Here is a 25005-nt window from a genome sequence, read left to right on the forward strand (position 1 = left end):
ACCTACTTGAAGGAATAAACTTGCCACCCACGCGTTTCTTCATCTTCATTGTGGTTTCATTGCTCGTATTCATCGGCATCCTGCGCTGGACCTTGCGCGCCAGGCCGGTGATGCCGACCGCTGGCCTCACTTGCGGCATTGCTTTCGTCGTCGTAGTTGTCGGCATGTGTTTTGCCAAGTTCGGTGCGACCGCCGGGTTTCCATGGCCGGTCTACTATGGCGTCCCGGCCGCCGCAACACTTGCACTTCCTCCGCTGGCGTTGCGCATGCAGCGCAGCGAGTTCGCTTGGTACGTGTTGCTGGCCTTTGCTTCGTCGCCGGCAATCCACGCAGTCTTCTCATTCTTCGTGGGTTGGCATGAGTACATGCCGTTTTGGCCTATTCCTTCACTCTGGGATATGCAGTCCTGACTGTGTCGCGAAGCTATGGCGGCTGTGTCTGCCATTACAATCGGGCATGCGCTCACTGGTCGCCGTCTGTGGCGGCTGGCCAATTCGAGTCAACTCCCTCTCCGCGCCAGCCTTTGTAAAACCCCTGGCGCCGCCCCCATTCTGTTGTACAATCCTTGAGAACGGTCGTGCTTTTTTGTGCGCTGAGCTTCCTTGCGTGCAGTCAATACGGCAACCGATAAGAACAAGGAGACAGACATGGACCTGCATTACACGGCCGAGGAAACGGCGTTCCGCACTACGGTGCGCGCCTTCCTCGACACGCATTTGCCAGCGGATTTGCAGCGCAAGGTGCGTCAGCATCTGCGCCTGAACCGTGATGATTATGTGCGCTGGCACAAGATTGTCGCGCAGCAAGGCTGGGCCGCACCGGCCTGGCCTGTCGAACATGGCGGCACGGGCTGGACGGCCGTGCAGCGCCATATCTGGGAAGACGAGTGCGCGCGCGCCGCGACGCCGCCGATTTTGCCTTTCGGCATCAACATGGTGGCGCCCGTCATCATGGCCTTCGCCAGCGCCGAACAAAAAGCCTATTATTTGCCGCGCATTTTGAACTGCGATGACTGGTGGTGCCAGGGATACTCGGAGCCGGGTGCCGGTTCCGACCTCGCTTCCCTGAAAACCACGGCCCAGCGCGACGGCGACCATTACATCGTGAATGGTCAGAAAACCTGGACCACCCTGGGCCAGCACGCGGACATGATCTTTTGCCTGGTGCGCACGGATAGCACGGTGCGCAAGCAGGAAGGCATCAGTTTCTTGCTGATCGACATGAAAACGCCGGGCATCACCGTGCGCCCCATCATCATGCTCGATGAAGAACATGAAGTAAATGAAGTCTTTTTTGACAATGTACGCGTGCCCGTCAGCAATCTGGTGGGCCAGGAAAACAAGGGCTGGACTTACGCCAAGTATCTGCTGGGTCACGAGCGTACGGGCATCGCCGCCGTGGGCCGCTCCAAGCGCGAGCTGACTTTCCTCAAGCAGCTGGCCATGCAGCAATCCAAGCGCGGTGCGCCGCTGCTGCATGATCCCGCTTTTGCCGCCAAGGTGGCCCATCTGGAAATCGAACTGATGGCACTGGAAATGACGGTCTTGCGCGTCATCAGCGAAGAGGGCAAGGGACCGGGACCGCAGGCTTCCATGCTGAAGGTGCGCGGCTCGGAACTGCAGCAGCAACTGACGGAACTGATGGTGGAAGCGCTCGGCCCGCAAGCCTTGCCTTTCGACCCCGATTTTCTTGACGGCAGCGCGCCGCACAGCGCTGGCGGCGACGACCTGGCCGCGCCGCTGGCCGCCTACTACTTCAATTACCGCAAGACATCGATCTATGGCGGCTCGAATGAAATCCAGAAAAACATCATCACCCAGATGATCCTGGGCCTGTAAGCCAGAAGGAGACGACATGGACTTCCAATTTAATCAGGAACAGCAGCAATTTGCCGACGCGCTCAGGCGCTGGGTCGACAAGGATTACCCGTTTGAAACGCGCAAGCAAATCGTCCACTCGGCCACGGGCACGTCCGATTCCGCCTGGGCCACCCTGGCCGAGCTGGGCATGACGGCCTTGCCGCTGCCGGCCGGCGCGGGCGGCTTCGACGGCTCTGCCGTCGACATGCTGCTGGTGATGCAGGAACTGGGGCGCGGCCTGGTGGTCGAACCGTATCTGGCCACCATGCTGGGGGCGCGTTTTCTCACCCTGGCCGGCGGCCATGATGGCGTGCTGGAGCAGGTCGCCAGCGGCAGCCTGAAACTGGCCTGTGCGCTGGGCGAGCGCCAGTCGCGCCACGATATGCACGATATCGCCACCACGGCCATCGCCGGCGGCGACGGTTTCGTGCTGGATGGCGAGAAGACCGTCGTCATACACGGCGCCCAGGCGGGCGCCTTGATCGTTTCGGCGCGCAGCAGCGGCGGCCAGGATGAGACGGACGGCATCTCGCTGTTTCTCGTGCCTGTTGACGCACCGGGCGTTTCCGTGCGCGACTATCGCACTATCGACGGCCAGCGCGCTGCCACTGTCACCTTTGTGCAAGTGGTACTGGGGCACGACGCGCTGCTCGGCCAGGCGGAGCAGGGCTGGCCCGTGCTGGATGCGGCCGTGGATTACGGTGCCACGCTGCTGTGCGCAGAAGCCGTGGGCGCCATGGATGCCATCTTTGCGGCCACCCTCGAGTACCTGAAGACGCGTCAGCAGTTCGGCGCGCCGATCGGCAAATTCCAGGCCTTGCAGCACCGCATGGCCGACATGTTCATTCACCTGGAGCAGGCGCGTTCGATGGCCATGCTGGCCGCCGCCAAGGTCGATAGCGACGACGTGGCGGAACGCCGCCGAACGGTCTCCGCCGCCAAGGCGCGGGTGGGACTGGCCGCCACCTTTGTCGGCCAGCAAGCCGTGCAATTGCATGGCGGCATGGGCGTGACGGATGAATTGCCCGCCGCCCACCACTTCAAGCGCCTGTCCATGATCGGCCTGACCCTGGGCGACGTGGAGCACCATATCGAGCGCTTTATCGCCCAGCCGGGCTTCTTGCCGACGGAGACCGCATGACCGCATTGACCGGAATCAAACCCAAACACTGGTATTTCGAAGACTTTACGCAAGGCCTGGAAATCGACCTGGGCCAGCGCCATGTGACGGAAAAGGAAATCATCGCCTTTGCCACGGATTTCGACCCACAGCCCTTCCACGTCGACCATGCGGCTGCCGAAAAGACCATCTTCAAGGGCGTCATCGCCAGCGGCTGGCATACCTGCGGCATGATGATGCGCCTGGTGGTGGACAATCTGCTCAAGCACTCGTCCAGCATGGGCTCACCCGGCCTGGACAGTATCCGCTGGCTCAAACCCGTGCGCGCGGGCGATACCCTGCACCTGACCTACCAGGTCAAGGAGGTGCGGCCATCGACGTCAAAGCCGGACCGTGGCATCGTCATTTCCGTGTGGAGCGTGCGCAACCAGCATGGCGACGTGGTGACGACGGTGGAAGGCATGGGCATGTTCGGCCGCCGCCCGGTGGCGCAAGAGGAGCAGGCGCGTGCGTGATATCGCCGGCATTGCCGGTTTTAAAGCATTGGCGGGGCAGCACGTGGCTGTCTCCGACTGGCTCACCATCACCCAGCAGCGCATCGACACCTTTGCCGACGCCACGGACGACCATCAGTGGATCCACGTCGACGCCGAGCGCTGCGCGCGCGAGTCGCCCTACGGCTGCACCGTGGCGCATGGTTTCCTGACCTTGTCCTTGCTGCCGGCCATGCTGCAGGGGGCGCTGCACATGGCCGGCATCCGCATGGCCATCAACTATGGGCTCAATAAAGTGCGCTTTCCCGCGCCCGTGCCCGTCGGCAGCCGATTGCGCGCGCGGCTCGACATTCTTTGCGTCGACGACCTGTCGGAAGGGGCGCAAGTGAACTGGGCCGTCACCATGGAGCGCGAGGGTGACCCGAAACCCGTGTGCGTGGCGGAGTTTTTGATGCGCTGTTATCCGTAAAGAATCAATCTCACGCCCCGTCCGACGCACAATACCTGTCCCGCCCCGTATGCTTGGCGCGGTACAGCAGGGCGTCGGCGGCGCGGATCAGGGCGCTGGGGTCCATGCCTTCGGTGGGCATGACGCTGGCCACGCCCAGGCTGATCGTGACATGCGGGCCGACGCTGGATCTGGCGTGCGCGATGTGCAGGGCGCGCACTTCGTCGAGCATGCGCCGGGCTACCACTTCGGCGCCGTCCCTCGTTTCCTGCGGCAGGAGGATGATGAATTCCTCGCCGCCATAGCGCGCCAGCAGGTCGGGCGGGCGCACGGCGCAGCGGCGCAGGGCGGCGCTCACCTGCTGCAGGCACAGGTCGCCCGCCTGGTGGCCATACGTATCGTTGTAATCCTTGAAGTGGTCGATATCAGCCATGATGAGGGCCATCGGCACGCCATCGCGCGCGCAGCGCCGCCATTCGCTGTCCATGGTGTCATTGAAGCTGCGCCGGTTGGCCACGCCCGTCAGCGAGTCGGTCAGCGACAGTTCGCGCATGGCGTCGGCCTGCCGTTTGATGGTCAGCTGGCTGCGTACGCGGGCGCGCACGACGGCTGCGTTGAACGGTTTCGTGATGAAATCGACGGCGCCCGCTTCCAGCGCCCGCGTCTCGTCTTCTGGCTGGTTCAGGGCTGTGACGAAGATGACGGGAATGGCGCTCAGGATGGTCGAATCGCGCAGCGCATTGCAGACGGCATAGCCATCCATGCCGGGCATGACGGCGTCGAGCAGGATCAGGTCGGGCAGTTGATTATGCGCAATTTCCAGCGCCTTCTCGCCGTTCAGGGCGAACAGCACGTCGTGTTCCTCACGCAGCAACTGGTGCAGGATCTGGATGTTTTCCATGGCGTCATCGACGATGAGGATGCGCCCGTTCATGGCAAGGTTGGTCCAGCTCACTTGTTTTCCTCTCGTTTCAGCTGATCGAGCACAAGCTTTTCCGCTTCGGAAAAATTCAAGGTCTCGATCGCGTTTGCCATCGCCAGAGCCGCTTCCCGGTCTGACTGTTGCAAGGCGGGGTGCAGCGCGTGGAATTGTGCCAGCGCCTTCAGGTTATTGTTGCGGATCAAGACGAGCAGCTCGGCCAGGCCGGCACGCAGGTCGATTGGCCCGCTGCCGGGGGCGGGGGGCGCCGGCTGGCTGTGCCGCAGGGGCGAGGGCAGGGCGCGCGCCGCTTCGATGACCTCGGCCATGGCCAGTTCCAGTTGTCCGAGGAGGGCTGCAGTGGCGTGCGCGCGGCCCCCTTGTAGCGCCTTTTCCGCTTCGCCTGCCAGGCTGGCGATGTGGACGGCGCCCAGGTTGGCCGCCACGCCGCACACGCGGTGCAGCAGCTGTGCCGCCTGCCGCGCCTGGCCAGCAGCCAGCAGGCGCCGGGTTTCCTCGACGGCATCGCCTTGCGAATTCTCAAAACGCTTGAGCAGTGCCAGGAAGGCGCCATAATCACCGCCGAAGCGGTGCAATGCCGCTTCCAGGTCGATGCCGGGCACTGCGGCCGGCACTTCCAGCGTTTCCGTGCCGGCATTGCCTGCGTGGACGGCGCTATTGCCCTTCCCCTGGGGCGCCTGCACCAGCCGGGTCAGGGTCTGGATCATCTCGTCGACATCGATGGGCTTGGCCACGTGCGCATTCATGCCGCTGGCGATGGCGCGCAGGCGGTCCTCGTCCATGGCATTGGCCGTCATGGCGATGATGGGCAGGTCCGGCAAGCCCAGCGCGCGGATGGCCAGGGTGGCGTCGTAGCCATTCATGACGGGCATCTGCAAATCCATCAGCACCGCATCCCAGGCGTCCGGCGTGTTGGTGAGCAAGTCGACGGCCAGCTTGCCGTTGGCGGCCACAGCCACGCGCGCGCCCGAGTGCAGCAGAATGTACTGCGCCACTTCCTGGTTGATTTCATTGTCTTCCACCAGCAGCACGCGCATGCCTTCCAGCAAGCCCGACAGGGGTGTGGACACGGGCAGCGCGGACGGGGCGCTGCGGCCTTCGCGCACGGCCGTCACGGCCGCCAGCAGGCGCGCCGGGGTGGCCGGTTTCGAGACGATGCCGGCCAGCATCAGGCTGTCGGCCAGGCGTTCTAGGTTTTCGCTATCCTGGTCGGCCACCAGCATGATCACGGGCGGCAGCACCAGGTGTTCGTCGGCGCGTGCCTCGGTGAGCATGGAAATGCCATCCATGCCTGGCATGGCCGCGTCGAGCATCACCAGGTCAGCCGGCGGCAAGCCGTCCATGCCGCTGGCGCTGGCGCGCAGCAGCGCCAGGCCGGCCGCACCGCTGTCCGCGCTGCGGCTGTGCCAACCCTGCGCCGCGCACCAGTCTTCTAGCATGGCGCGCACGCTGGCATTGTCGTCGACGATCAGCAGCGACAGGGCCCTGGGCGCACTCTTGGGGGGCGGCTCGGACGGCGGCGCCACCTTGTCGAAGCGGCAGCTGAAGCGGAAGTCGGAGCCTTCGCCCAGCGCGCTTTTCACGCTGAGTTTGCCTCCCATCAATTCCACCATGCGCCGGCAGATGGCCAGCCCCAGTCCCGTGCCACCGTACTTGCGGCTGGTGCCGCTGTCTCCCTGGGAAAACGCGTCGAAGATGCGTTCCTGCTCAGCTGCGCCGATGCCGATGCCCGTGTCGCGCACGGAAAACTCCAGGGTGGCGCCGGCCGCATCCTCGGCCACCTTGGCGATGGCCAGCACCACTTCACCATGCGAAGTAAATTTGACGGCGTTGCCCACCAGGTTGATCAGGATCTGTTCCACGCGCAGGGCGTCGCCGACCAGTTCGTCCGGCACGCCGGGGCCGAGCACGAACACGGGTTCCACGCCGCGCGCCCAGGCGCTGCTGGCCAGCAAGACGCCTACGCTGTCCAGCATGCGTTCGAGCTGGAAGCGGTGCTGTTCCAGCACCATCTGCCCCGCCTCGATCTTGGAAAAATCGAGCACGTCATTGACGATATTGAGCAGCGACTGCGTGGCCATCTGGATCTTGCCGACATAGCTGCGCTCGCGCCGCTCCAGCGGCGACTCTTCCAGCAGGCGCGCCAGGCCGATGATGGCGTTCATCGGCGTGCGGATTTCATGGCTCATGTTGGCGACGAATTCGCTCTTCGCGGTGCTGGCCGCCTCGGCCTTGTCGCGCGCGCGCACCATCTGCTCGTTGAGCTCGTGCAGGCGCAATTCCGTGCGCTTGAGTTCGGACACGTCCGAGGCCAGCACGAAGAAGCCGCGCACGCCGCCGCCGTCGTCGACATCGGGGATGTAGTTGGTCCACGTATGGCACACCTGGCCGGCGGGATCGAGCAGGTCGCGCTCGAAGCTTTGCGGCCGGCCCGCGAGCACGCCCTCGACATGGGGCGCATACACGTCGAACAGTTCTTGCCCCAGCAATTCGCGCATGTGGATGCCGGCCAACTCGGCGCTATTGCGGCCAAACCATTCATTATAGAAATTATTTGCGAAGCGGCAACGCAAATCGGCACCCCAGTACGACACCATGCCGGGCAGGTTGTCGGTGACGGTGCGGATGAAGCGTTCGCTCTGTTCCAGGCGCAAGGTGGTGGCGTGCAGCACCTCGGTGGCGCGCTTGCGTTCCGTGATATCGATCGATACCCCCAGCACGTGGCTGGCGCGCCCGGCATCGTCGCGCAAGACCACCTTGCGCGTGGTGAAGTGGCGCGTGGTGCCGTCGGCCGTATTGATCGCCTCCTGTTCGATTTCCACCATCTGCCCCGTGGCCAGCAGCTTGCGGTCGGCGCTGATGAATGCGCTGGCTTGCTGTGGCGGGAAGAAGTCGTGGTCCGTCTTGCCCAGCAATTGCTCGCGTGAGCGTCCCAGGGTCAGTTCGGCGTGGCGGTTGACCATTTCAAAGCTCAGCTTGTCGGCGCGCTTGACGAAGACCATGGCCGGGATGTTTTCGATAATGGTGCCGAACAGATGTTTCGAACGGCGAAATTCCGCTTCGCTGCGCCTGCGCTCGCTGACGTCCAGCCACAGGCCCGATACCCCCAGCAACTGCTGGTCCGGGCCGAAAATCGGGTGATACGAGACGATCCAGTGGCTCAGCTGTTCGCGCTGCTGTCCACTATGGCCTTTCAACTCCATGTCGACGATGGGGATGCCCGTTTCCAGTACCTGGCGCACGCAGCGCTCCACGTCCGCGCGCACAGCGTCGTCGAACAGCATGGCGCCCACGGGACGGCCCAGGTGCTGCGTCACGCTGGCGCCGTTGATGGCGGCCAGGTAGTGGTTGATCATGACGATGCGCAAATCCAGGCCCACGAACAGCATGCCGATGGGCGCCGTCGCATACACGGTTTCCAGCAGGCGCGTGGATTTTTCCAGGGCCAGCGTGCGTTCGGCCACCAGGCTTTCGAGCTGCGTGCGGTGGCGCCGCAGGTCGCGTTCCAGCGCGCCCAGGGCATTGGCCATGTCGGCCGATTCGCGGTCCGTGTGCCTGTTCGAGAGCAGCGGTTTGCCCTGCGCCAGCGCGTGGATCTGCAAGGTCAGTTCCTCCAGAGTGCTGGCCAGGCGGCCGCCCACGCGCCAGGCCAGGGCAAAGCCGGCGCCCAGCAACAGGGCCAGGATGACGGAACCCGTGACTACCGAGCGCAGCAGGGCTTCGGCTACCGTGCTGGTGCGCATGGTGACGGCCACCGTCCAGCTGTCGTCGGGAGCGCGGCGAAAGCCCGTGTAGACGTCCAGGCCTTCCAGGGTGGCATGGCGCAGTACGCCTTCGCGCGCTTGGCGTATCTGTTCCAGCAGGGGCGCCGTGCTGCGCTGGCCCACATAGCGCTGCGGCGCCAGGGTGCGCGCCACGTTGATGCCGTCGGCATTGATGATGGCCGCGCCCAAGTAGGCTGGCAGGTGCAACTCGCGCAGCAGCACGGACAGATAGTCGGGCGGGTAGAGCGCGGTCAGCACATAGGCGGGCCCCTTGTCGCGAGGCAAGGGCAGGTTCAGGGCCAGCCGCGGCACGTCGTCCGGCGCCATGAGCAGGCTGGTCAGCCGCGGCTTGCCATACTCGCGCGTGCGCTCGATGCTGGCGGCCCATTTTTGCGGCAGGGGAGGCGCCGCCTGGCTGGCGGGCAGAGCAGTATTGATCAGCTGGCGTTCCCTGGCGTCGGAGACGATGAAGGCACTGACGGCCAGACCCGGTTGCAACAGGCTGTCGCTCAGGGCGCGCAGGGCGCCGACGTCGTCGGTATGCAGGGCGGACGAGGCGGCCAGGATGCGCCCAGCCATCTGGGCGCCGTTCAAGTCGCGTTCGACGGCGGCGGCGACCGCCAGCGCCGCTTGCGCCGTTTCCCTGACGACATGCTCGCGTTCGCGCGTGTAACTATGCGCGACGAGCAGGAGAAACACGAGCGCCGTCGGAATGACCCAGGCGAGCACCAGCCACGAAATTCTTGAGCGTATCGAAGGCAAATCTTGCACCCGGAAAGCTCCCAGAATGGATGAGTAGACAGGCAGGCTCACGCTTGCGCTGGCTGACCTTGAATGAAAAGATGCTAGACGAAATTGATTGTTCTGACAAGCCTAGTTTCTGGGATGGAAAAAAGCTTGTGCAAGGCATACAGAGGAGGGGTAACGCCCATCCCGCCATGGCGGCGGGATGGCAAGGAAATTTACGGGACCAGGGTCAGCACGTCGACATCGATTTCCGGGCTTTCCATGAAGTCTTTTTCCACTTCACCACGGATTTCCACCTGGGTCTTGGCATCGATCTTGCGGTTCATGAAGACCTTGTCGTCGATGTCCACGCGGATTTCCGCCGTGCCATCGGAGAAGGTGTATTTCTCCTTGCCCACTTTACGCAGCAGGTGGCCGCGCAGCACGACGGCCTGGTCGTCGACGGGATTTTTCAGGATGGCGGCCACGCTGCTGGGCGCGGTGGGGCCAGCCGTCGGTCCCACGTACTGGGCTTGCGCGCTGCCGGCCAGCAAGGCGCAAGCTGCGGCCAGGGAGACGATGAGTTTATGGTGCAATGACATGGTACTCCTTTGATAGTGACTGCCTTGTCAGAAAAACACGGCGGTACGGGGAATGATAGCACCGGTATTACCATAGGGCGCGTTCGCCCGCACGCTGCCCGTGTTGGCCACACCATCGTCGAGTTTGCTGTCGATCTGCTCGGCGTAGCTTTCGGGCAGGTTGTCGAAACGGATGCCGTTGCCGGCCCGGCCGCCCACTTCATCGTTGTACAGGTAGACGGCGCCGCCCTGGGCACTGGTCATGAATTGCGAGGTGCCGTTGTAGGAGCCGGTAATGAAGCCGCCCAGCGCCAGGTGCTGCGGCGCCAGCGTGAATTCGCGCGGCTGGCCGTCGCCGATCTGGCCGTCGCCATTGCCGTTGCCGGCCGAGTTGGGCACGTGGGTGGTGCCCTGGATATCGTCACCGGGCAGGGCGCGGAACTTGTCCTGGTAGGCGTTGACGGCGGCCGTCAGCGCATTCGACTGCTGGATGATGTTTTTCACCTTGGCGCTGTCGATCAAGCCTTGCCCTTTGAGCACGCCGCCGAGCAGCAGGCCGATGATGACCAGGACGATGGCGATTTCTACGAGCGTAAAGCCGTGCTGGCGGCGTGAGAGCATGGGGATTCCTTGGAAAAAAGTGCTGGGACTTGATATCGCAGTTTACTGCAATTGGCGCCGGATGCGCATGGCATTTCAGGCTGCGGGTCATGGCGGCATCTTTGCTTTCTTTGCGGCAATCTGCTTGGCAAGTTCGTCGAGCCGGCGCGCCAGGAAAGCCAGTTCGTGCGGGTCGCTGATCTGGCCACTGGCGATCAGGCCGCCGATTACCAGGCGGGCGCTGTCGAGCTGGTCCATGTCTTGCAGGATGAACGCTTCCATCTCGCGCACCCAGGATGGCACTTGCGGCCCTGTCGCCAGCTGGCGCAGCTGGCGTGCGTAGCTGAGCGCCAGCGGCAGGTCGTGCAGCTGGTGCTTGGCCACCAGCGCCGCCTGCGCCATGGCGGGCCAGCGGCGGTCCGGGTCGGCGGCAAAGCTGGCGGCGACAAACGCCAGCATGCGCCGCGCGCGCTGCGGATCGGCCACGCCTGCATATACTTCGCTGGCGGCCACCAGTGCGTACTGGCTGCGCGGATCGAGCGTTTGCGCCGTCTCCAGCCAGCTGGCCAGGCGATTATAGTCGAGCTGGCGCCAGGGCAGGCTGACGCCGGGCTGGTCCTCGAACGATTGCAGGTACAGCAGCATGGCCTTAGCCATGGCCAGCGGCTCGCCCAGGCTGGCCAGGCGCGCCACGGCTGCCGGCGGCGCGGCAGGCAGGGGCTGCGGCTGAGCCGGCGAGTGCTGCTGCGCCAGGCGCCAGCCCAGCTGCAGCAGCAGACAGGCCGCCAGCAGCCAGCACAGGGGGCGCGGCACGCTGGACCAGGGGCGCTGGGTGGTCTTGGCCATCAGATGTTGCGCCGGTAAAAGTCGCACAGCGCGCAGCTGCCCAGCAAGCCGACATAGATGATGGTTTGCGCCGCCACGCGGCCCAGGGCTTGCCAGTCGCCCGTCGCGTACAGCAGCCAGTCTGTGCGCGTAAAGGCGTCGAGGCTGGGCAGGAGCAGGGCCAGCACGTCGATGGTGCCGGCCGTGGCCCGCTGCAGCCAGGAGTCGACCGCCTGTGGACCGTGCGCCAGCAGTTGCAGGCTGCCCAGCATGCGCGCCAGCACATAAAAGCCACCGGTGGCGGCCAGCGCAGGCAAGGCCTGTTGCAGGCTGGCCGCGCACAGCAGGCTGAAGGCGGCGATTATCCACAGTTCTCCCAGCAAGGACAACGCCCACAGCGCGCTGTGCGCGGGCGCGGCGAACAGCGCCATCAGCAGCCCGAACAGCACGGCGGGCACGGCCGCCAGCGCTCCATAGCCCAGCAGCTTGCCCAGCAGGTAGGCGGCGCGCGGCATGGGCAGGGCCAGCAGCAACTCGAGGCCCCGGTCGGCCGCTTCGCGCGCCATGCTGGTGATGATGAACGTGGCCAGCAGGAAGACGCTGGCCAGGCGCAAGGTGGCCGCCAGCAGCGCCGCCTGCACGGCGCCGCTTTCCGTCAGCGCCAGTTGCTGCAGGAAGCCTGCCAGGCCGGCAGCGCCGCAGGCGGCCAGCACGAATAGCCATAGCAGGCGACTGCGCAGCGCTTCGAGCAGCGTGTAGCGGGCGATGGTGAAGGTGGGCAAGAGCATCGGCATCAGCGTGGCAGCCTCTGTGCCACCACCATGCGGTTGAACAGGATGTTCGGCGACAGCCAGGCGACGAGGTCGTCGAACTCGCCGCCGGGCTGCTGCGGGCCGCTGGCGGCGCGGCTGATGACGGTGGTGGCGTTCGACGCGTTGTTGCGTTCGTCGACATTGTTGCCAAAAGGCACAGCCCGGCGCTGGCCCTGCACGCTCGTGGCGCCAAATCCGTTCTTGCCATGGGACATGATCATGGCGGGGATGTCGTTCAGCGCCGTCGCCTGCAGCAGCGCGCCGCCATTGCGCGTCACGATGCTGATGTCGCGCGGCGTGGACAGGCTGAAGAGCTGGTCGCTGTCGCTGAAAGCGGGCGTCACGCTGTAGCGGAACAGATTGCTCCAGCTGTCGCCTTGAGCCAGCCCCAGGGTGGCCCACGGCAGGAAGCCGGCGCGTTTTTCGCCCGTGCAGCGGGCGCCGCGCCGGTCTTCCAGGCCATTGCCGGCGGAGATGGCGGGACACGGCAGGTAGCCGTAGCGCAGTGCGTAGCCCGTCAGCGCTTCCTTCGCCTCGTCCAGGGCCTTTTGCGTCTCGGCCACCTTGCGCTGTTCCAGTTGCACCGTCAATGGCGTGACCAGGCCGCCTATCATCAGGCCAACGATGACGAGCACGATGGCGATTTCGATCAGGGAAAAGCCACCCTGGCGGCGTCGGGAGCAGTAGATGTTGCTCATGGCAGGTTGCGCGCGGCGCGCATGCGTTGATACAGGGTGGGCAAGGTGATCCAGCTCAGGATGTCGTCAAAGGCGCCACCGGGTAGCGCGGCATTGTCGCTGGCGGGACGGGCAATGAAACTGCGGCTGGCGCTGTCGTTGCTGGCTTCATCGATATTGCCGCGCGCCGTATTGATCTGGGGCACGCCGCTGGCGGCCGTGCCGTAATGATCCTTGCCTTGCGAGAACACGACGACAGGCAGGCACTGGGCGCTGATGTCGCATTGCTCCTGGCCCGCCACGAAGGCGAAGTCGCCGCGGCCATCGCGTGTGAGGACGACGCGGTCGGCGATGGCGGAAAACGAGACGATGGGCGCGCGCGCCATTGCCGGAGTGACGCTGTAGCGCAGCAGCTTGCCCCAGGCGTCGTTGCCCTCCACGCCCAGCGCCACCCACGGCAGGAAGCCGCTGCACTGGGCGTCGTCGGTGCAGTCGCCGGCCCGTTCGCGCCCGTCGAGGGCGGAGGCAGCTGGACGGGGCAGGCGGCCTTGCGTGGCGGCAAAGCCCAGCAAGGCTTCGCGCGCCTGCGCCAGGGTGGCCAGGGTGCGCTGCTGGCGTGCGGCCTCGCCCGTATTGCGGCCGAAGGCGCCGATCAGGAGGCTGGCCGCGCTCAGGCCCAGTACGGCCAGCAGCAGCAACAGGGCGGCGCCGCGCTGGCGATACTTCTGTCCTGGCGTCATTGCTGCATCTCCTGCGCCTCGGTGACCGTGCCGCTGGCCGGGTCGTAGCGCTGGCCGGGCTTGAGCCGCACCTCCTGGCCCGTCGACAGGCGCAAGGTCAATGTGCCGGGCATGCCGGACTTGTCGCGCGCGAGACGGTTGTGTGGCTCGTTCTGCGTTTCCTGGTTCAGCCAGACGGTGGAGCGGCCGCTGCTGCGCACCACCACGCCATTCAATTCCACGGGCGGGCCGGGTGGTGGCGGCGGCGGGGGCGGCGCCAGGGCCGGATCGGCGGGCGGCGGCCCGTAGCGTTGCGCGTCGATCTGGGCGCGCTGCTCGGGCGACAGGAACAATCGTCCCAGATGGGAAGACTGGGCGCGGGCCGTCAGCGCGGTGCAAGCCAGCAGTGCGCACAGGACAAGGGCGCGTCTCATGGCCGCCCCAGTTCGGGCACGGCCACGCTGCCCAGAGTCAGCCACAGCAGCTCGCATTCGGCGCCCAGGGTAGGCGGCGCCCCACTGGCGCCCCCGGCCGCTGCCTGGCGCTTGAGCGTGCAATCCTGCACGGCGAAATAGCCGGCCTGGCGCAAATCGTCAAACAGGTTCAGCAAGTCCATCTCGTGCAGCAAGTCCATCCGAAGGCGCATGTGGCTGCCGCGCAGATGATATTGCCCCATCACCATGGGCAATGGCACTTGCAGCGCTTGTTGCGGGCTGATTTCGTAGCTGATCGGCAGTAATTTGCGTTGTTCCTGGCTGCGGCGTATGGCGTCGATCCAGGCCAGGCGGTTTTCCTCGCCGATCAGGCCGCGCTGGCGCAGGGCCAGAAATTGCGGTTCGTAGGCGCGGATTTCCTGCTTCTCCGCTTCCGCGTGGTTGAACAGGGTGGTGGCCGCCGAGCGTGTGCGGTGCGCCATGTCCAGCTGCTGCGCTTCGCGCGCGCGGTAGGTGGCGCTCAGGCTGAGCAGCACCATGCTGGCCAGCAGGGTCAGCGCAAAGCACAGCAGGGCGTTACGCACCAGATGCAGTTCGCCAAGCCAGGCGGGCAGGGCGCGCGCGGGTCTGCCGGCACGTTGCATGCCGGGAAGGGGCGGCTGCTTGACGGGGCCGCTCATGGCTGCCACGCGAGCAAGAGGGTAAAGCGGGCCTGGCTGTCCGGCGACGAAGCGGCGCTCTTGCCGGACAGGGCCACGGTGGGGCGCAAGTCCAGCGGCGTTTCCTCGATTGTCACCTGCATGCCCGGCTGGCGCGCCAGGGTTTGCGCGAAGGCCGTGATGGTGGCCAGCGCGGCGCGGTAGTCATTGTTCGGCATGGCCACGTCCGCTTCCATGCGCAGCGCCTGCGGCGGCGCGACAGGAATGCCGGCCAGGGCGCTGCCGCCCTGCAAGCTGGCGCCTCGCTGCTGCGCTGGCTGGCTGCCGGCTGCGCGCGCGGGGGCCTGGCCCGCATGCCAGTGCAACTGGCTGAGCGCTACCTGCGGCGCCTGGTCCAGCGCGGCGCCCAGGATGCCCAGCAGCCGGCCCGGTTCCGGCGCCTGGCTCGCGATCATCTGGCCCAGGGTCACGGCCACTTTCATGTTCTGCGTCTTGGCCGGCGCCGGCGGCTGTGTCGACATGACGCTGCGGTAGCGCTCCTGGTAGGTCGTCGTTTCCTGCGCCAGGCGCTCCGTGGCGGCATCGTCGGCAATGCCGCCGAGCAAGTTAATTGCACACCACAGGGCTGCCGATCCACCGATCAGTGCGCTGAGGCCATACAGCGTGTTGCGCGCGCGCTGGAAGTGATAATAGCGGGCCAGTGCGCCGGGCGGATAATGGCTGGACGGCGGATGCTTGCCCAGCAAGGTCAGCAGCAATTCATCGGCCAGCGCCGGCGTCCGGCGCAAGCCTACCCGTTTGCCGGCCAGCTGCAGGTCGATGAAGTGGTAAGCCACTTCCAGGCCGTTGTCACACAGCAGTTCGAGCTTGGCGATTTGCACGGCCGGCGCGAGGATGACGGTGTTCAAGACGTCGCCGCGCGCCAGCATGCGCGTGCTGGTGAGAAATTGCCGCGTCTTTTCCGTTTCCAGCGCAATATTCACGGCCACGCCATCGAGCGCGATGGCCAGTGTCTGGCGCGAAAAGCGCAGCTGGCCTTTTTCGTAATAGCTTTGCCGCAAGCCGCCCGATTGCTGCGTGACCAGCAGCAGGTGTTCGTGCGCGATCGACAGCTTTTTTACCAGCGCAATACTGAGCAGGCTGGTCGAATAAATGCCGGCCACGGGCACGCGCAAGTGCTCGAGCGTCTCTGTCCACGGCTGCAGCAAGGCGGGATTGGTCAGCGCAAAGAACAGCACCTGGTCGTCGTGGCGGCCAGAGTCTTCGCGGCCCAGCAAGGTGCTGCCACGGTAGGGTGTATCGCGGTGCAATTGCTGCTTGCGCCGCTCCAGCAGCGCCCGGCCCGCCTTGCCGCGCACGTGGGGCAGCAGCTGGCGCTGGAAATCTTCCTCGATCAGGTCCGTCAGCAGGTAGGCGGGCACATCGAGCCGCTGTCCCTGCGGTTCTTCCAGCCATGCGGCGAATCCGTCCACCCCGGCCGTACTGGCAGGGAAGGTCTGGCCCTGGCCCAGCACGCCGTGGTCCCAGTCGTAGGCGCACAGGGCGTCGCTGGTAATGTAGAGTAATAGTTTGCGGAACACGGCGGCCTCAGGTCTTGAGTGTGCTGATGGTGTCGTAAATCGGCCCCAGCACCGACAGCATGATCCAGCCCAGCAGCAGGCCCAGAATGACCGTCATGGTTGGCTCGATCATGGCCTGCACTTTTTCGATCAATTCCTTCACTTCGCGATTGTAGAAATAGCTGACATTGCGCAAGGCCGTGTCCAGCGAGCCTGTCGCTTCGCCCACCTTCAGCATGCGCACCACCAGCGGTGGGAAGATGCCCGTGTGCTGGAAGGCGGCGGTGACGCCGTAGCCCTCGCTGATCAGCTGCGCGGCGCGGCGAAGGCCGGCCGCCACCACCTGGTTGCCGGCAATGCCTTCGGACAGGCGGATGCATTCCAGTATCGTGATGCCGGAGGCATACATCAAGGCAAAAAAAGTGGCGAAGCGGGCCAGGATGATCTTGTGCAGCACGGGACCGACCAGCCACAGCCGCAGTTTCAGACCATCCCAGGCGTAGCGCGCCGCGCTGCTGCGGCGCACGAGTGCGCGCAGGCCGAAAAACAGCAGCACGGGCAAGGCCAGCAGTAGATACCAGTAAGCGATGAAGACATTCGATATAAAAATGAGGACGCGCGTATGCAGCGGCAGCTCGCCGCCCATGTTGCGAATGAAGGCCGTCAGCTGGGGCACCAGATAAATCATCAGGAAAAACGTCACGGCAGCCACTACCACGGCCACGATGATGGGGTACATGATGATCTTGCGCGTCTGCGACGCCAGCTCGTCCTGCCATTTCAGACTTTCCGACAGGTTCTTGAACACGTCGGCGATCCTGCCGCTTTGTTCTCCCGCAAGTATCAGGCTGGTGAACGTGGCGTCGAAAATGTCGCCATGCTGGGCCAGCGCCCCCGACAGAGGCAAACCGCCCTCGATGCTTTCAATCAAGTCCGTGACGACTTCGCGCAGGCGCGGGTGGTCCGTGCTTTCGCGCAAGTCGTTCAAGCCTTCCAGGATGGGCACGCCCGCCCCCGTCAATTGTTCCATGTGGAAGCAGAAATTGATGAGGTCGCGGCGGTGGATGATCCGCTTGCCCAGCAGTACCAGATACTGGCCCGTGATCTTGCAGTCGATCAAGTCGAGCTGCATGCGGTGCAGGCGCGCTTCCAGGTCCGGCACGTTGGCCGCCTCCATGCTGCCGGGAATCAAGCCGCCGGCGGCATCCATGGCGCGGTAGACATATTGCGGCATCAGGCCAGCCTTTCCGTCAGATCGACCACGCGGCCCACTTCTTCCAGGGTGGTCACGCCTTCCATCACGCGGCGCATGCCGTCGTCGACGATACCCTTGAAACCGGCCGCGCGCGCCGCGTTCTTCAATTCGCGGCTACTGGCGCGGCGCGCCGTCAATTCATCGAGTTCGGCTGTCATCTTGAGGATTTCCATGATGGCCAGGCGGCCCTTGTAGCCCTGGTGTGCGCAGCGTTCGCAGCCCACGGCGCGGCAGATGGACACGGGCGCATCACTTGCCGCCAGGCCCAGCAGGCGGCGCTCGACGTCGTCGGCGATCACGGTTTCCTTGCAATGCGGACACAAACGGCGCACCAGGCGCTGCGCCACGATGCCGATGATATTGCCAGCCATGATGTCGGGCAGGATGCCGATGTCGAGCAGGCGCGCCACGGAACCGATGGCCGAGCTCGTATGCAGGGTGGAATACACCTGGTGGCCCGTCATGGCGGCGGCAAAGGCCATTTCCGCCGTTTCGCGGTCGCGGATCTCGCCCACCAGGATGATGTCCGGGTCCTGCCGCATCATCGAGCGGATGCCGTCGGCAAAGCCCAGCTTGACCGATTCGTTGACGGAGGTCTGGCGTATCATGTTCATGGGATACTCGACCGGGTCTTCCAGCGTCATGATGTTGACGCTTTCCGTATTGATATGGTTGAGTATTGAATACAGGGTGGTGGTCTTGCCGCTGCCCGTCGGGCCTGTCACCAGGATCACGCCGTCAGGGCGCGCTATCATCAGTTTCAGCAAGTTCAGTTCCGACTCGGCCAGGCCCAGGGCGTCCAGCGGCACGAGGCCTTTTTGCCGGTCCAGCACGCGCAGCACGACGTTTTCGCCGTGCGTGGTGGGCTGGGCCGAGGCGCGGAAGTCGATTTGCCGCCCGGAAAACTTGATGCTGATGCGCCCATCCTGCGGTGCGCGCGCCTCGGCGATATTCATGTTCGACATCACCTTCAGGCGCACGGCCATGGCCGGCCAGTACGATTTATGCAGGCTGCGGATTTGCCGCAGGATGCCGTCGATGCGGTAGCGGATGCGCAGGAACGACTGTTCCGGCTCAAAATGGATGTCCGAGGCGCCGTTTTGCACGGCGTCGGCCAGCAGCGCGTCGATCAGGCGCACCATGGGCTGGCTGTACTCGTCCGACGGCGAGGCCATGCTTTGATAGCTGACTTCGCCCGTTTCGATTTCGTGCAAGATGCCGTCGATCGACAGCTCGAAGCCATAGTACTGGTCGATGGCGCGCGAAATATCGGATTCGTTGACGAGCACGGTGGAAATCGTGATGCCCTTGACCAGCATGGCGCTGATTTGATCGAGCGCAACGATGTTGCTGGTATCGGCCATGGCCAGGATCAGATTGTCCGCCTGCCGCTCGTACACGATGGGAAACACGCGGTAGCGCTTGGCCACGTCTTTCGGGATCAGTTTCAGGGCGATGGCGTCGACCACCAGGCTGGCGAGGTCCGCGCTGACCTGTTTCAGGTTTTCGCTGAGCGCCTCGCGCACGGTCGCTTCCGTGACGAAGCCCAAAGTGATGAGCAGCTTGCCCAGCGGTTCGCTGCTGCGCCGCTGCTCGATGAGGGCGATGCGCAGCTGGTCTTCGCTGATCACACCTTTCTGTATCAGCAACTTGCCGAGCGGAAGTTTTGCTTGTTCTGCCATGTAATACTTATTCCTGACGGGGGGTAATAGTGGCCGACTCGGCCGGGGCCGGGACTGTCACTGCTGCTGCCGGCGCGGGGGCTGCCATGTCGCGCAGGCGCGCCTGTACCACGGCACGGTCGAACGCGGCGGGCGTGGCTTGCGCCAGGGTCAATGCGCGCTGGTAATACGTGGCGGCCAGCCGGGGCTGGTTCAACCGGTCCAGGCCCACGGCCAGGTTGAAGGCATAGTCGGGATTGCCTGGCGCGGCGCCATAGGCGCGGAAAAATTGCTGCTGTGCCTCGTTCCAGCGGCGCTGCTTGGCGTACACATTACCCAGTGCAAACAGCACGGGGGCGCTGTCGGGGGTACGCGCCAGGATGGCTTTTAGCTTTGCTTCGCTCTGCACGACGTCGCCCTGGCGCAGCCCGATCAGGCCGGCTAGCGCCTCGCCATCGTCGGGATTGATTTCCAGCAAACGCACGTATAGCGACGCCGCTTGCGCGCCCTGGTTCTCGCGCAGGGCCAGGGCCGCCAGCCCCAGCAGCGCATCGCGGTTGTTGGCATCTTGCCGCAGCACCGTTTCGTATTGTTGACGAGCAAGACCCAGTTGGCCGCCATTGAAGGCTTGATAGGCTTGCTGCACGCCGGGGTTGATTTGCGGCGCGGCGACGCTGCGTTGCACCTGAATCTGGCTGTTGTCGGGCGCGGCCACGGGCGGCAGGCTGGGCGGTGCTGGCGGCGGCATGCGCGCCAGTTGCGCGGCCACGGCAGCCTCGGCCGCTGCCTGTATCATGGCTTGCTGTTCCGCCGCGTCGGCTTGCTGGCGCGGCGCCTGCTGTAATTCAGGCGGCAATGCTTGCTGTTGTGGCGCAGGGGCTGTAGCCGCGCCTGGCGTGCCTGCGCCCGGCACCACCACGATAGGGCCGGCAACACCGGCCGTGCCCGGGGCGTCCGTAAGCGGCATGGGCACGCCGGGCAGGTTGGCGCCCGCGCCTGGGTTGGTGCTGGCGCGCCAGTACCAGTACGCCATGGAACCGGCCACAAGCAGCAGAATCGCCAGCAGGACGGCCAGGCGCATGGTGGCCGGGTCCACGCTGATGGGCCCCGTGGGGCCTTTTGGCGGCGTATTGCTGCGGCTGGCGCGTGGCCGGGCGGGCGGCGCTTCGGGGCGAGGGGACTGCTGCGCACCCGGTTGCGGGTCTGGCGGTGAACCCGGCTGGGCAGCACTGGGCTCGGGCGGCGGCGCGGGGGCGTCCGGCATCGGTTCCAGGCTCAGGGTGCTGGCCGCCTGCATGGGCGGCGCGGCAGGCATGGCAAGGGGCTGCACGGCGTCGGCCGGCGCCAGTTCCAGCACCTGGTCGTAGGCTTCGGACGGCTTTTCCAGCTCCTCGTCGGAAAGGCTGTTCTGTTTGGCGCGCTCGGCCTTCTTGAGCGCCTGCATCAGCAAGCTCATGGGAAGTCTCCCTGCAGGCGTGCCTGCGGCTGGACGGCGGGCGCTGGCGGGCCATCCGTGTACGGCTGGCTGTTGAGCGGCGCCTGGCCGGGTAGCAGGTAGCGGTAGTCGCGGTAATCGCCGTCGATGCTGGCATCCTTGACCACCACGGGGCGCATGAAAATCACCAGCTCCGTCTTGCTGCTCGCCTCATTGCGATAAGTAAATAAATTGCCCACCAAAGGCAGGCTGGACAGGCCCGGTACGCCATCCTTGGCATTGTCGACGGAATCCTGCATCAGGCCGCCCATCACGGCGATCTGGCCATTGCTCACTTTCATGATCGATTCCAGCTCGCGCGCCTGGATCACGGGCACGCGGCTTTGCACATTCGCCGTGGCCAGGGCCGGATTCGGGTCTTGCACGTAGCCAACGATGCGCGTGATGGTGGGGCGTACGTTCAGGGTAACTTCATCGCTGTCGGAAATCTGCGGCGTGACGCTCATGACGAAGCCCACGGGCACCGTCTCGAGCTTCGATTCATAGGTGGCCGGCGTGGTGATGGTGCCCGTCGAGCTGATCACGGCGGGCGTCACCTTGATGGTAAAGAAGACATTGTTGTCCACCACCTTCAGCATGGCCGTCTGATTGTTGAGCACGCTGATCTTCGGGCTGGACAGCACTTTCACCTTGCCAAACGATTCGAGCAGCTGGATGGTGGTGGCAAAACTGTCTTTCACATAATTGAGAAGGAAGATGCCCGGCGTGACATTGGGCGTGACGCCACTGGACAGTACCGACGTGCCCACTTGCCCCTGCCTCAGCTGCAGGCTGCCCGTCAGGCGCGCCCAGTTGATGCCTTGCTGGTATTCATTACTCAGGCGCACTTCGATGATGGTCGCCTCGATCAGCACTTGCCGCTTGGCGCTGTGCAAGACCGCATCGAGGAATTCAGCGATCTTTTCATGCTGGCGCCCCGTGGCCCGCACCGCGATCAGCCCGCCCTCGACGTTGACGACCACGGACGAGGGACCGCCCTTGTTGGCCAGTTTCAGCAGCGGCATGCCGTTCGCGTCCAGCGCTTGGCCAGGGTTCGCGTTCTGGCCGGGCACCTGCTGGCCCGGCGCATATTGTCCGCCATTCGGCACCGTATTCTGCATCGGCGGCTGGGCGCCGTACTGGCCCGCCTGCCCCGGCGCGGGGAAATTGCCGGCCTGGTTCTGCTGCTGGCCTGGCTGTCCTTGTTGCGCCTGCTGACCGGGCACGCTCGTCAATTGCTGGTTCAGCTGCGCCAGCGGGTCCACCTGCACATCGTTGAGCGTGGTCTCGCGCAGCAGGTCGCGGATATTTTTTTCCAGGCTGTACCAGAAATTATTTTCCGAACGATTCACCACCAGGGTGGTCGAATTGTTGTTGCCATTGCCGCCTTGCGTACTGCCCACTGGATTGCTGGCGTTGTTCGACCCGCCGCCCGCCGTGGAGATTTGCGTGGCGATATTCACGCTGCTGTTGGTGCTGCGCGCCATGTTGACGTAATCGACTTTGTAATTGCGCCACACGGGCGCGTCGGGCAGCACCGTCAGGTTCTTGCCATCGATTTCATAGCGCATGTCGATTTGCTTGCCGATGCGCGACAGCAGTTGCGGCAGGGTCTGGTTCAGCGCATTCAGGGTGACGCTGCCCTCGATCTGCGGGTGGATGTCGACGTTCATGCCAGCATCGCGCGCCAGCGCAAACAGCAGCGATTGCACGGGCACCTTGTGCACGGTGACGCTGTAGGTTTCCACCTTGGGCGCGGGCAGGGGCGCGGCCAGCGCGCTGCTTTGCTGCACCGGTTCGGGAATGGCGCCAGCAGGTGGGGGCGCGGCATTGATGTGGCCAGGCGATAGCTGCGGTTGATGTGCGGCACAACCGGCCAGCATGGCGCTGCATGCGAGGGTGACCCAAGAGGCCAGCACAGGAATAGGGTGTTGATTCATGAAAAGTTCGCCCTTTGAGTCGTGTTGTGCTTTTGTAATTTTAACCAGCATGATCGCCTAAAAGCAATCGGCTGTGCAGGCCCGGGACGCAATATGGAGAAATAAAGTTAGGGTGCGCCACGCCCTGCTTGTGCCGGGATCGCGGCATTAATTTCCGTGCGGATACTGTCTATGCTTCTAAGTAATATTTTCTGCGGCGATGCGGGGGCTATCCTGGCCCAGACGGCTTCGGCGCTGGCCCGGTCGGCAAAGCTGCCGTAGACGATGGCCAGGCGCGCGGCGGCGCTGGCGGGTGCCTGCTGCGGCGACGTAGCTGCTGGCCTGCTGGCGGGCGCCGTGCCAGGCAGGCGAAAGACGTGGACGTCATGCAAGCCGATGGCTTGCTGCGCCTGCTGCAAAAAGGTTTCTGCTGCGGCCGTCTCGCTGGCAGGCAGGCTGGCAATCTGCAGTACCAGCTGCTGCGGCCCCTGCTGTTCCAGCCAGCCGCGCGATTCGGCCAGCTTGCTGTTGAGCAGCGTTGACGGCGCTGGCAAGCGGGGGTGCTGGACCGCTGCCTGCAGCGTGGCTGGCGCCGCCATGCCCGTTGTCTGGCCCGGCCTCAGCCATTGCCACAGCAGCGCAGCGGCCAGCAGCAGCATCAGCGCGCACAAGGCGCCCGCCAGCAGCTTGCCCGCATGCCAGGGTGCGCGGTAAAAGGGGCTGTCGGCGATGGCCAGGCGCACATGGCGCGCGCTCACTTGTTGAGCATCCTCTGCATACGCGGCCAGCAAGGCCTTGTCGGCCAGGACATTGACCCTGCGCACGATGCCCTGCGAGGAGCGCGCCAGCTGGCGCAGCGCGGCCGGCGTGAAAACGAGCGGCGCCGTGCGGCCGGCGGCGGCCAGGCGGCACGTCAGATAGTCGTTCAGCAAGGCCTGCGGCAGGCAAGGTACGATGAAACTGTGGGTGATGCGCTCCTTTAACTGGCGGAACTGGGGCAAGTCCAGGGTGTGCTGCAATTCCGGCTGGCCAAACAGGACGATTTGCAGCAGCTTGTGGCTGGCCGTCTCCAGGTTCGTCAGCAGGCGCAGCGCTTCCAGGGTGGCGCCCGGCATGGCTTGCGCTTCTTCTGCCAGCAGCACCACCTGGCGCCCGGCCGCATGCCTGGCGATCAGCTCGCCATGCAGGGCGCGCAGCACGGCATCGGCGCGGCAGCCATCCAGCGCCAGGCCCAGTTCGGCGGCGATGGCGTGCAAGACTTCGTCCGGTTCCAGGCGGGGATTGAGCAGGTAGACCACATCGACGTGAGGCGGCAGGCGTTCGGCCAGCATGCGGCACAGCATGGTCTTGCCGCTGCCCACTTCGCCCGTCAGCTTGATGATGCCTTCGCCTTGCGTGACGGCATATAGCAGCGCCGCGAGCAGTTCGCCACGTGTATTGCCGGGGTAGAAGAAGGCCGGGTCCGGTGTGATGCCGAAGGGCGCGGTGCGCAAGTCGAAATGGCGCAGATACATGCCGTGCGGGGACGGTGCGTAAGGCCGCCCGGGCGGCGCAGGAAGAGGGGCGTGCGTGTCGGCGTTCATGCTGCGATGCAATTGAGGAACGCCTGTTCCAGGCTGGCGTCCGCCGTGCCACCGTGGCGTGCGCGGCATTCGGCGGGCGTGCCCGTAAACACGATGCGGCCCGCATGCAGGATGGCCATGCGGTCGCACAGTTCTTCCACGTCGGCCAGTGCATGCGAGGTGAACAGGGCGCCGCGGCCTTGGGCGCGCGCTTGCCGCAGCACTTGCTTGAACTGGGCGCGCGCCTTCGGGTCGAGTCCGCTCATCGGTTCGTCCAGTAGCAATTGCGGCTTGCCCGACAGCAAGCAGGCGGCCAGCCCCAGTTTTTGCATCATGCCTTTCGAGTAGTCGCGCGCGGGGCGCAGCAAGGCATCGGGCGCCAGGTCCAGCGCGCCCAGCGCTTGCTGCAGCGCTTGCGCATCGGGGCGCACATTGTGCAGGCGCGACAAATAGCGCAGGAAGTCGCCACCCGTCAGGTAGTAGGGCGCCTGGAAACGTTCCGGCAGAAAGGACAGGGGCTGGCGCGCCGCGCCGTGCCTGTGCGGCTGGCCGAAAATGGCGATGTTGCCCCGCTCGGGCGTGCAAAAGTCCAGCAGGCATTTGAGCAGGCTGGTCTTGCCCGCGCCATTCACGCCGACCAGGCCGAACAGTTCGCCCGCGCGTACCTGCAGATCGACGCCGCGCAGCACGGCGATGCCCGCCAACTGCAGATGCACGTTGTGAAACTCGATGGAACAGGTGGTCATAGGGGCAATGGTCAGCAGGCAAGACGGCGTACGGTCACCATTATTGGCACGGGCGCAGGTGCACGGCAAGTGTTTCCTTGCAGAGTGTTGAAATGCACGAAAATCAAGTGACGGAATGTATTTTCTTTAAGAAACAACAGGTTCTGGAATAAAATACCCCCACGCGCCGCT

The 25005-nt window shown here is 64.8% G+C and carries 22 protein-coding genes; 5 read left to right on the plus strand and 17 right to left on the minus strand.

Annotation, left to right across the window (positions count from 1 at the left end; genetic code table 11):
- Positions 1–20: 20 nt before the first annotated feature.
- From ACQ4WZ_RS05915 to ACQ4WZ_RS05935, 5 genes are all read left to right on the plus strand, one after another.
- Positions 21–410 carry a hypothetical protein gene (locus tag ACQ4WZ_RS05915; RefSeq protein WP_436572797.1) on the plus strand — a complete coding sequence of 130 codons (390 nt, stop codon included), beginning with the start codon at positions 21–23 and terminating at the stop codon, positions 408–410.
- A gap of 237 nt (positions 411–647) precedes the next feature.
- Positions 648–1838, plus strand: coding sequence for an acyl-CoA dehydrogenase family protein (locus ACQ4WZ_RS05920; protein WP_436572798.1), 1191 nt, complete (start codon positions 648–650; stop codon positions 1836–1838).
- Between the two features lie 16 nt (positions 1839–1854).
- Positions 1855–3000 (plus strand): acyl-CoA dehydrogenase family protein, encoded by a 1146-nt coding sequence (locus ACQ4WZ_RS05925; RefSeq protein WP_133990674.1) that lies wholly within the window; start codon positions 1855–1857, stop codon positions 2998–3000.
- Positions 2997–3494, plus strand: coding sequence for a MaoC family dehydratase (locus ACQ4WZ_RS05930; protein ID WP_101481765.1), 498 nt, complete (start codon positions 2997–2999; stop codon positions 3492–3494). The genes ACQ4WZ_RS05925 and ACQ4WZ_RS05930 overlap by 4 nt, the downstream gene beginning before the upstream one ends.
- Entirely contained in the window at positions 3487–3942 is a 456-nt protein-coding gene (locus ACQ4WZ_RS05935; RefSeq protein ID WP_436572799.1) for a MaoC family dehydratase, read from the plus strand. Before ACQ4WZ_RS05930 ends, ACQ4WZ_RS05935 begins: the two co-directional genes overlap by 8 nt.
- Before the next feature lie 10 nt (positions 3943–3952).
- On the opposite strand, the gene ACQ4WZ_RS05940 is transcribed toward ACQ4WZ_RS05935, so the two are convergent.
- The 17 genes from ACQ4WZ_RS05940 to ACQ4WZ_RS06020 form a co-directional block, all read right to left on the minus strand.
- A complete protein-coding gene (locus ACQ4WZ_RS05940; RefSeq protein ID WP_436572800.1) occupies positions 3953–4876 on the minus strand; it encodes a diguanylate cyclase domain-containing protein in 924 nt (307 codons plus the stop codon).
- A complete protein-coding gene (locus ACQ4WZ_RS05945; RefSeq protein WP_436572801.1) occupies positions 4873–9354 on the minus strand; it encodes a PAS domain-containing protein in 4482 nt (1493 codons plus the stop codon). The genes ACQ4WZ_RS05940 and ACQ4WZ_RS05945 overlap by 4 nt, the downstream gene beginning before the upstream one ends.
- 233 nt (positions 9355–9587) lie before the next feature.
- The gene (locus tag ACQ4WZ_RS05950; protein WP_133990681.1) at positions 9588–9953 is read right to left on the minus strand and encodes a NirD/YgiW/YdeI family stress tolerance protein; all 366 of its coding nucleotides are present in this window, start codon (positions 9951–9953) and stop codon (positions 9588–9590) included.
- Between the two features lie 27 nt (positions 9954–9980).
- Positions 9981–10553: a prepilin-type N-terminal cleavage/methylation domain-containing protein gene (locus ACQ4WZ_RS05955; protein ID WP_133990683.1), complete on the minus strand. Its 573-nt coding sequence runs from the start codon at positions 10551–10553 to the stop codon at positions 9981–9983.
- 87 nt (positions 10554–10640) lie between these two features.
- The gene (locus ACQ4WZ_RS05960; protein WP_436572802.1) at positions 10641–11378 is read right to left on the minus strand and encodes a hypothetical protein; all 738 of its coding nucleotides are present in this window, start codon (positions 11376–11378) and stop codon (positions 10641–10643) included.
- On the minus strand, positions 11378–12151 hold the full coding sequence (locus tag ACQ4WZ_RS05965) for an ABC transporter permease subunit (protein WP_436572803.1): 774 nt from the start codon (positions 12149–12151) through the stop codon (positions 11378–11380). The genes ACQ4WZ_RS05960 and ACQ4WZ_RS05965 overlap by 1 nt, the downstream gene beginning before the upstream one ends.
- Positions 12151–12867: a type II secretion system protein gene (locus ACQ4WZ_RS05970; protein WP_101481758.1), complete on the minus strand. Its 717-nt coding sequence runs from the start codon at positions 12865–12867 to the stop codon at positions 12151–12153. Before ACQ4WZ_RS05970 ends, ACQ4WZ_RS05965 begins: the two co-directional genes overlap by 1 nt.
- Positions 12864–13586 carry a hypothetical protein gene (locus tag ACQ4WZ_RS05975; protein WP_436572804.1) on the minus strand — a complete coding sequence of 241 codons (723 nt, stop codon included), beginning with the start codon at positions 13584–13586 and terminating at the stop codon, positions 12864–12866. Before ACQ4WZ_RS05975 ends, ACQ4WZ_RS05970 begins: the two co-directional genes overlap by 4 nt.
- The gene (locus ACQ4WZ_RS05980) at positions 13583–13999 is read right to left on the minus strand and encodes a hypothetical protein (protein WP_436572805.1); all 417 of its coding nucleotides are present in this window, start codon (positions 13997–13999) and stop codon (positions 13583–13585) included. Before ACQ4WZ_RS05980 ends, ACQ4WZ_RS05975 begins: the two co-directional genes overlap by 4 nt.
- Entirely contained in the window at positions 13996–14679 is a 684-nt protein-coding gene (locus ACQ4WZ_RS05985; RefSeq protein WP_243858028.1) for a hypothetical protein, read from the minus strand. Before ACQ4WZ_RS05985 ends, ACQ4WZ_RS05980 begins: the two co-directional genes overlap by 4 nt.
- Positions 14676–16238 (minus strand): hypothetical protein, encoded by a 1563-nt coding sequence (locus ACQ4WZ_RS05990; protein ID WP_436572806.1) that lies wholly within the window; start codon positions 16236–16238, stop codon positions 14676–14678. The genes ACQ4WZ_RS05985 and ACQ4WZ_RS05990 overlap by 4 nt, the downstream gene beginning before the upstream one ends.
- Before the next feature lie 7 nt (positions 16239–16245).
- Positions 16246–17451, minus strand: coding sequence for a type II secretion system F family protein (locus tag ACQ4WZ_RS05995; RefSeq protein WP_101481754.1), 1206 nt, complete (start codon positions 17449–17451; stop codon positions 16246–16248).
- The gene (locus ACQ4WZ_RS06000; RefSeq protein ID WP_101481753.1) at positions 17451–19154 is read right to left on the minus strand and encodes a GspE/PulE family protein; all 1704 of its coding nucleotides are present in this window, start codon (positions 19152–19154) and stop codon (positions 17451–17453) included. The genes ACQ4WZ_RS05995 and ACQ4WZ_RS06000 overlap by 1 nt, the downstream gene beginning before the upstream one ends.
- Positions 19155–19161: 7 nt before the next feature.
- The gene (locus ACQ4WZ_RS06005; RefSeq protein WP_436572807.1) at positions 19162–20589 is read right to left on the minus strand and encodes a tetratricopeptide repeat protein; all 1428 of its coding nucleotides are present in this window, start codon (positions 20587–20589) and stop codon (positions 19162–19164) included.
- Positions 20586–22547 carry a secretin GspD/PilQ domain-containing protein gene (locus tag ACQ4WZ_RS06010; RefSeq protein ID WP_166674752.1) on the minus strand — a complete coding sequence of 654 codons (1962 nt, stop codon included), beginning with the start codon at positions 22545–22547 and terminating at the stop codon, positions 20586–20588. Before ACQ4WZ_RS06010 ends, ACQ4WZ_RS06005 begins: the two co-directional genes overlap by 4 nt.
- Before the next feature lie 107 nt (positions 22548–22654).
- Positions 22655–24109: an ExeA family protein gene (locus tag ACQ4WZ_RS06015; RefSeq protein WP_436572808.1), complete on the minus strand. Its 1455-nt coding sequence runs from the start codon at positions 24107–24109 to the stop codon at positions 22655–22657.
- A complete protein-coding gene (locus ACQ4WZ_RS06020) occupies positions 24106–24834 on the minus strand; it encodes an ABC transporter ATP-binding protein (protein ID WP_436572809.1) in 729 nt (242 codons plus the stop codon). Before ACQ4WZ_RS06020 ends, ACQ4WZ_RS06015 begins: the two co-directional genes overlap by 4 nt.
- Positions 24835–25005: the final 171 nt, after the last annotated feature.

It is taken from the genome of Janthinobacterium darwini (assembly GCF_051380905.1).
In the GTDB taxonomy this organism is placed as follows: Bacteria; Pseudomonadota; Gammaproteobacteria; order Burkholderiales; family Burkholderiaceae_D; genus Janthinobacterium.